The organism is Caenimonas koreensis DSM 17982 (assembly GCF_009646335.1).
GTDB lineage: Bacteria > Pseudomonadota > Gammaproteobacteria > Burkholderiales > Burkholderiaceae_C > Ramlibacter > Ramlibacter koreensis.
Window position 1 is genome coordinate 52553 of the sequence record NZ_WJBU01000025.1, and the last position, 7357, is coordinate 59909.

Consider the following 7357-nt stretch of genomic DNA (forward strand, 5'->3'; position numbering starts at 1 on the left):
CTCTTGTTCCCTCCCCCTCTGGCGGAGGGTTAGGGTGGGGGCACGGTCTGGGCGCTGCGCCCATGAAGTGCCCCCACCCCTGCCCTCCCCCAGAGGGGGAGGGAGTCAATTCAAAACCTCAATTCACTCGCACCCACGTCTGCGTGCGGCCAAAGGGGCCGAACGATCCGCGCACTTCCAGCTTCTTGCCGCCATCCACGGGCGTGAGGCGCAGCGTGTATTCGCGGCCGTTCTCGGGGTCGAGAATCTTGCCGTCTTCCCACACGTCCTTGCCTTCTGCTTTCTTCGCGCCTCGAATGATTTCAAGGCCGTCCACCGGCTTGCCCTTGCGCTCGTCGCGGCACTCTTCGCAGACTTCGCCCGGCTTGGCACCTTTGCCAATGCGCTTTTCAATCTTGCCGCTGATCACACCGGTGGTTTCGATGATGCGGATCTCCGCTTTCGCCTCGCCCGTCTTGTCGTCGATGTTGCGCCACAGGCCCACGGGGGACATCTGGGCGAAGGCGGTAGCGCAGGCGAACATCGAACCTGTGATGACGAAGAGCGTCTTCATGCGAGAGCCGCGTCCGTGTCCATCAACACCTTGCTGCCAGCACGCGCCGTGCGCATCAGCGTCGCCGTCTCAGGGAACAGCTTCGCAAAGTAGAAGCGCGCCGTCTGCAGCTTAGCCTGGTAGAACGGATCGGTGTTGCCCGCTGCTATTTCGCGCAGCGCCACTTGCGCCATGCGTGCCCAGAAATAGCCGTGCACCAGGTGGCCTGCCACGCGCAGGTAGTCCACTGCAGCCGCGCCCACTTCGTCAGGATTCTGGAAACCCTTGAAGCCGAGCTCGGTCGTGAATTTCGTCATCTGGTCGCCCAGGTACGCAATCGGGTTGATGAACTCGGCCATCTTCTCGTTCACGCCTTCTTCTTCCACCAGCTGCGCCACGAGCTTGCCGAATTTCTTCAGCGTGGCGCCGTTGTTGCCGAGGATCTTGCGGCCCAGCAAGTCGAGCGACTGGATGGTGTTGGTGCCTTCATAGATCATGTTGATGCGGTTGTCGCGCACGAACTGCTCCATGCCCCATTCCTTGATGAAGCCGTGGCCGCCGAACACCTGCAGGCACATGTTGGTCGCGATGTGGCCGTTGTCGGTGCTGAAGGCCTTCACGATGGGCGTGAGCAGCGACAGCATCTCGTCGCTGTCTTTGCGCACCTTCTCGTCGGGATGGTTGTGCGCCTTGTCGAGCAGTACCGAGCAGTAGATCGCGAGTGCGCGGCCGCCTTCGGCATACGCCTTGGCGGTGAGCAGCATCTTGCGCACGTCGGGGTGCACGATGATGGGGTCAGCCGGCTTGTCTTTTGCCTTGACGCCGGAGAGCGAACGCATCTGGATGCGGTCCTTCGCGTAGGCCAGTGCGTTCTGGTAAGCCACTTCGGTGAGGCCGAGCGACTGGTTGCCCACGCCCAGGCGTGCCGCATTCATCATCACGAACATCGCCTGCATGCCCTTGTTGGGCTGGCCGACCATGTAGCCACGCGCACCGTCAATGACGATCTGCGCCGTGGCATTGCCGTGAATGCCCATCTTGTGTTCGAGGCCGCCGCAGTAAATCGAATTGCGCGAGCCCAGCGAGCCGTCCTTCTCGACGTTGAATTTCGGCACGATGAACAGGCTCACGCCCTTGATGCCGGGAGGCGCATCTGTGAGGCGGGCCAGCACCAGGTGAACGATGTTCGACGTCATGTCGTGCTCGCCCGCGCTGATGAAAATCTTGTTGCCGGTGATGAGGTAGCTGCCATCAGGTTGCGCTTCGGCCTTGGTGCGCATCAGGCCCAGGTCCGTGCCGCAATGCGCTTCGGTCAGGCACATCGTGCCGGTCCATTCGCCGCTCGTCATCTTGTGCAGGTAGAGCTGCTTCTGCTCTTCGGTGCCGTGCTCGGCGAGCGCTGCGTAGGCGCCGTGCGTGAGGCCGGGGTACATCGTCCAGGCCTGGTTGGCGCTGTTGAGCATTTCGTAGAAGCACTGGTTGAGCACCAGCGGGAGGCCCTGGCCGCCGTAAGCCGGATCACAGCTCAATGCAGGCCATCCACCCTCGACGTACTTGTGATACGCCTCCTTGAAACCCTTCGGCGTGGTGACCGCATGGGTTTCCTTGTTCAATGTGCAACCTTCGGCGTCGCCGCTCATGTTCAGCGGGAACGTCACTTCGGTGGCGAATTTGCCGGCTTCTTCGAGCACGGCGTTGATCGTTTCGGCGTCTGCTTCGGCGTACTTCGGGATCGCCTTGAAGTCGCTCGTGACATCGAGCACTTCGTGCATCACGAATTGCATGTCGCGCAGGGGCGGTGTGTAAGTGGGCATCTCGATTACTCCTTGGAGGATGACTTGGTGGATTTAGCGGATTTGGAGGATTTGGCTGACTTGTCGGCAGCGGGTACAGGCAGCGAGTCTTTCGCGCCGTACAGCCGCAGGATGTTGTCGAAGCCGGCGTTGGCGCGGTCGATCGAGCCTGGGTTCTTCAAGAAGCGCGCTTCGTAGTGCAGTGCGAGGATGAGGCCGTGGATTTCGAAGAGCAGCTGGTCGACATCGACTTCAGCGCGCAGGTGCCCTTCTTCTTTGGCTGACACGACGGCGCGGCGCATGGCGGCAAGCCACGTCTTGACCGAGCCGACGAGCGCGTCGCGAACGGGCCCCGTGCGGTCATCGAATTCGACGGCGCCGCTGATGTAGATGCAGCCCGAGTCGATTTCAAACGACGTGCGCTGCATCCAGTTCGCGAACATCGCGCGCAGGCGCGGTAGGCCGCGCGGCTTGTGCATCGCCGGGTAGAACACTTCTTCTTCGAAGCGCGTGTGGTACTCGCGGATGACGGAGATCTGCAGCTCTTCACGCGAGCCGAAATGCGCGAACACGCCGGACTTGCTCATCTGCGTGACTTCGGCGAGCGCGCCGATCGACAGGCCCTCCAGGCCGATCTGCGTGGCCAGGCCGAGTGCTGCGTCGACGATGGCTGCCTTGGTCTGCTGGCCCTTTTGCATGGCGCGGCCTTCGCGCGGTGCGCGGGCATGTTTGGCGTGCAGGTCGTGAAGGGACATCGTGGGTGGGCGGCGATTCAGAATAAAACGAACGGTCGTACTATTTTGCACGATCAGCCGTGACAGCGTGGTGACTTTCTAGAGCGCGCCTTCTAGCGTCGGCAAGGGTTAACCCGAAACGGCCCGACGCGGACGCAACTGCAGAGCTGCGCGGCACTTCGAGCGGGCCTCGCAGGTGTCCTCCTTAGAATGCGCTGCAACCCGCAAGCAATCCGCTCCCCCTCCTTTGACACCGCACGACACCCAGCCCGGCCGCCAGCTCTTTGCCTGGGCCTGGCTCATCGCCTTCTTATTGGCGGCACTCACTTGCTCGACCGTGAAGCCGCCGCATCCTGCGGTGCTGCCGGTGCTGTTCGCGTCGGGCATGGCATATGTGCTGTGGTCGGCGCGGTCGCAGTTAATCGACATGCTGGGCAACCACCGCGCAATATGGCTGTCGCTCGCAGTGCTGGTCGCGTCCATTGCCATGGCAGAGATGTTGGCAGCCCAGCGGGGCGTGCAAGGGCTGGCGATCTTGCTGCCGCCTTCCATGTGGCTCGTCCTTTGCCTGCCCGTGCTCACCGTCTTTCTGATGCACGACGCTCGCCTTCGGTTCACCGTTTGGCTCTTCGCCGCGATCTGCATCTGGCACTTCTTTGCAATGCCGTTCGAAGCGGTGACGGGCATTCGCCTGAGCTGGCAGCCCATCGAGCTGTTCCCACGCGATGCGGGGCCGCTGCACTACCAGGCGGCGGGGCTCGCGTGGCAGGTGTACTACTTTGTCGGACTCTTCCTGCCGATGTTCTATCTGGCGTGGGGGCCATTGAGCGAAGGCCGGATCACGCGCTGGCCGCGCATGTCGCCACTGGCGTGGGCGCTGCTGGCGATGGCGTGGGGACTGCCTGCGGTAGCCACGCAGTCGCGCAGTGCGTTCGCCGGCACGATGGCGGCGGGCCTGCTCGCGCTGCTGGCGTGGCGCAGGCCGCGCGCCGCGAGGACGTGGATCGCGCTGGGCGTGCTGGTGGCCATCGGTGCCGCGTCGTACTGGTATCTGTTTTCCGCCAACAAGAGCGGCATGGACCTGCGGCTGGCGTACTACGCGCTGTACTTCGACGAGTCGATGAAGTGGCCCGCTGTGTTGATCGGCCATGGCTTCACGCTCGTGCCGAACGCCGCGATGTTCGCCAAGGGTTTCATTCCGCTGGAGCACAGCCACAACGACTTGATCCAGACGTTGTATAGCTGGGGGGCGATTGCGCTGCTCGCCTACCTTGCGTTCTTCGCCGCATTGTTGGCGCTGGTGTGGAAGCGTTATGTGTCGCGGGGGCGGGTCTGGCCGCTGTGCGCGCTGCTCGTTTTCATTCCTTGCACGGTGACGGACCTGGGCTTCCAGAATTTCGAGAAGGCAGTGTTCATCGTCTTGCTCACGAGCTGCTGCCTGGTGTTCGCACGCGAAGCTCGCTTGCCTGAGAAAATCTGAATGCCGCAACTCGTGAAGTTTCCTATTGGTGCACTGACGTTGGTCGCAGCTGCCACTGTGAGCGCCGCCGGTCCCTGCGGCATCGAGCAGGTCGATATGGACGAGAGCTCGATCACCATTCGGTTTGTACGCTTCTCAAGCAGTCCCTACTCAATCGAGCTAACTAGTCCAGATGGCAAACGCGACTACTCAGATGGCGGGTGGGTCCCAGTTGCCATCGTAGGTGGAGAGGTCTGGTACGAAAGTGAAAAGACACCAGGCGTCCTGATGCGGGGCCAGCTTCGCTACCCGAAGAGCTACGCGCTCGTGCTCTTCGAGCATCACTACGGTTGTAAAGCGAGTCTGATGGCTGAAGGCAAGACATTTCACATTGAGTCGCCGAACCAGGTCATGGACCTCAATCTTGGCACGCCAAAACAAAAGCAGCCGCAGTGAGGACAACCTCCCGAGTCTGCCCATCCTAGCCTTTCGCCGTTTCTGCAGGACCCAACACTTTCGCAAGGAACCACCTGCATTGGGCGTCGCGACGAGATAATCTGTCATGGCTCACTTCAGGCTAGCTGCTTTCATACTGATTTCTCTCCTTGCAGCAAATGTTGCCAGTGCAAGTCAGGCGGCCGTGCCCCTCGAAGAGAAGGCGCCAGTTGTCTCGCCCGAAGTCGCGGCGCTGGTGAGGGCCATGGCACAGGCGCATGACGATCCAGGACTTATTGACGACCCTTACGCGCTGGCGACTACGTTTGGTGCCCGGCTCGATCGACAATATGAGACGCCGGAAAATAGAGGATTCCAATTTCGGAATCTGCCTTCCGGGATTTCGATTTCGCTCAGCCAACTAGAAAGCCGGACGCCGGAGCATTGGACAAGACGGAGTGTTCTGCTGTTGTTCGTCGACATGGAACGCGTGTGTATCCAAAGTCATGAAGTCCCAAGACTCCTTCAGCGCACCTTTCGCGTCGGGCCGCAGAATCCCCACCCTATCTATCGACGCCCGAGCACCGTCAAATGGCTCGGCGTGGCCGACCCTGGGGCAAGGAACTGGTACGTAGAAGGTACGAGGCTTGCACTGCCTAGCATGTTCTTCTCCACGGAAGGGATCGACTGCGTCGTCCGCATTGGCGTCCAGCATGTAAAGGAAACGCCGTGAGAGACGCCTCCCTCGCTACGCCCGGATCCAGCAACAGGCTAAGCTCAACAGCTTCAAACACTTGAATTGATGCCGAGGCCGGGTCATGCTGGGCGTCACAGACGGTGCCAAGAGATGCGATCAGAGGCACGCGCTTTTTTCTCCGCAACAACAGTTTTCGCAATGAAGATCGAACTGCACTCAGTCGCTTTCGCTGGCTTAGCCATGTTTCTTTCGGGCATGCAGCCCGCCCATTCGCAAGCCGTGACGCTTCCGCGAGCCTTAGAAGCCAAAACAATCAAGGCCATCGTCGAAATCGCCAGTGGCGTCATCCCACAACAGAGAGATGTCGAGGTCGCATTCGGTATCAAATACGGCGGTCCAATATCTCCAGTAGGCGAAGGATTCAAGACCACAAGGCAAAACCCACCGATTGCGCATGCTCCCGAAAGCACCTACCTCCGCATGTCTACGGTAAATGGAGTTCAAATTCGAGTCGCGCTTCGGTTTCTGTCGCAGGATGAAATTCAACGTGAAGGCCTGCCGGCGTTTTGCATCGAACGAGATCACCTGTCGAGCGAGCTTGCGCACAAAAATTGGCGCAAAGAAATCGTCACTGACCCCCTTCATAACCTGAAGGAAGAACTCCATACAGCCAGATTCCTGGGTACCGCCCGCTCCATCAGCGTCTCATCCACGATAGGGCCTTGCGTCCAAACAATCGTCATTCAATACAACTAGCTCACATGTTGCGACTTCTAGATTGAGGAACCCCATGGGACCCGCATGGCATCGAATAGCCTTTCTGTCCGTCGCGCTCATATTGAGTGCGCAGTCTGCATGCGCTCTTCAGGCGATGCCCCTACAACGCGACGTTGAAGGCCAGATGCTGAAAGGGCTTGTTGAACGCGCAGTCGGAAGCGTACCGACGCCCCGCGACATTGAGGCTACATTCGGTCTCAAATATGCGCCCCCACGAATCTCCAGATACGTAGAAGTCTACGAAGCTCCTGGGGCCTACCCATTCGCTGCTGAGAGCGCCGCAAGCACCTACCTGCTATATCCGGCCGGAGCGCGCCCGCAGGTCTTGGTTTCAATTCACTTCGCCTCGCCAGAACGGCTCTTTGCGACGCAACTTCCTCAGTTCTGCCTTCCGCGTCAAGAATTTGTCGCCGAGCTGTTGAATAGAAATTGGCAGCACCAGTTGGTGACGGACCCGATACACGACATCCGAAATGACCACTACACACTCGAAGTCGACGGCATTAGCCGTTTGGTTTATTTCATACCAAACGCCGGCGATTGCATTCAAACCGTTGTAGTCCGGTTCAAGTACCTCTAGAAAATCACCCGAAAGTTTGGGAGTTCGACCTTATGCACTTACTAAGCCGCTCGGCGATAACGCTCATATTGCTCGCAATCCAGACTGTGGCCGCAGCTCAATCGGTCTCAGAAACCAAAACAGAGATTTCCCTGGCCGATGGTTTGGTCGTCATCCTGACGGACCAATCGCTTTCTATCGCTGTACTTGAGTCAACATTCGGCTTCAAGTATTTGTTGACTAGTGACCTGCCCCCTTCCACCCTGCCAATCAAACTTTGGAAGTCCGGGGTTTCAAGGTTAATCGATTGCTCGATCGGTTGATGATCGAACTGCATCGCCTGCGCGCAGGCGATGCAGTTCGGCGAATCG

9 protein-coding genes are annotated in these 7357 nt (G+C 59.6%); 5 read left to right on the forward strand and 4 right to left on the reverse strand.

The window, feature by feature from the left end; genetic code table 11:
- Positions 1–118 precede the first annotated feature (118 nt).
- Genes GHT07_RS19655 through GHT07_RS19665 form a run of 3 tightly spaced genes read right to left on the reverse strand, consistent with a single transcriptional unit; the run spans position 119 to position 3080 of the window.
- Positions 119–553: a DUF2147 domain-containing protein gene (locus GHT07_RS19655; RefSeq protein WP_153586807.1), complete on the reverse strand. Its 435-nt coding sequence runs from the start codon at positions 551–553 to the stop codon at positions 119–121.
- Positions 550–2346, reverse strand: coding sequence for an acyl-CoA dehydrogenase C-terminal domain-containing protein (locus GHT07_RS19660; protein ID WP_153586808.1), 1797 nt, complete (start codon positions 2344–2346; stop codon positions 550–552). The genes GHT07_RS19655 and GHT07_RS19660 overlap by 4 nt, the downstream gene beginning before the upstream one ends.
- 5 nt (positions 2347–2351) lie before the next feature.
- Positions 2352–3080, reverse strand: coding sequence for a TetR/AcrR family transcriptional regulator (locus tag GHT07_RS19665; protein ID WP_153586809.1), 729 nt, complete (start codon positions 3078–3080; stop codon positions 2352–2354).
- A 226-nt stretch (positions 3081–3306) separates the two neighbouring features.
- Here GHT07_RS19665 and GHT07_RS19670 point away from each other — a divergent pair, with 226 nt between their 5' ends.
- The 5 genes from GHT07_RS19670 (at position 3307) to GHT07_RS19690 (ending at position 7007) form a co-directional block, all read left to right on the forward strand.
- The gene (locus GHT07_RS19670; RefSeq protein ID WP_153586810.1) at positions 3307–4539 is read left to right on the forward strand and encodes an O-antigen ligase family protein; all 1233 of its coding nucleotides are present in this window, start codon (positions 3307–3309) and stop codon (positions 4537–4539) included.
- Positions 4540–4974: a hypothetical protein gene (locus GHT07_RS19675; RefSeq protein WP_153586811.1), complete on the forward strand. Its 435-nt coding sequence runs from the start codon at positions 4540–4542 to the stop codon at positions 4972–4974.
- A 106-nt stretch (positions 4975–5080) separates the two neighbouring features.
- Positions 5081–5686 carry a hypothetical protein gene (locus tag GHT07_RS19680; protein ID WP_153586812.1) on the forward strand — a complete coding sequence of 202 codons (606 nt, stop codon included), beginning with the start codon at positions 5081–5083 and terminating at the stop codon, positions 5684–5686.
- 162 nt (positions 5687–5848) lie between these two features.
- The gene (locus GHT07_RS19685) at positions 5849–6406 is read left to right on the forward strand and encodes a hypothetical protein (protein ID WP_153586813.1); all 558 of its coding nucleotides are present in this window, start codon (positions 5849–5851) and stop codon (positions 6404–6406) included.
- 34 nt (positions 6407–6440) lie between these two features.
- Entirely contained in the window at positions 6441–7007 is a 567-nt protein-coding gene (locus tag GHT07_RS19690) for a hypothetical protein (protein ID WP_153586814.1), read from the forward strand.
- A 97-nt stretch (positions 7008–7104) separates the two neighbouring features.
- On the opposite strand, the gene GHT07_RS21580 is transcribed toward GHT07_RS19690, so the two are convergent.
- The coding region (locus tag GHT07_RS21580; protein WP_228488453.1) for a hypothetical protein at positions 7105–7357 on the reverse strand (253 nt) is incomplete at its 5' end.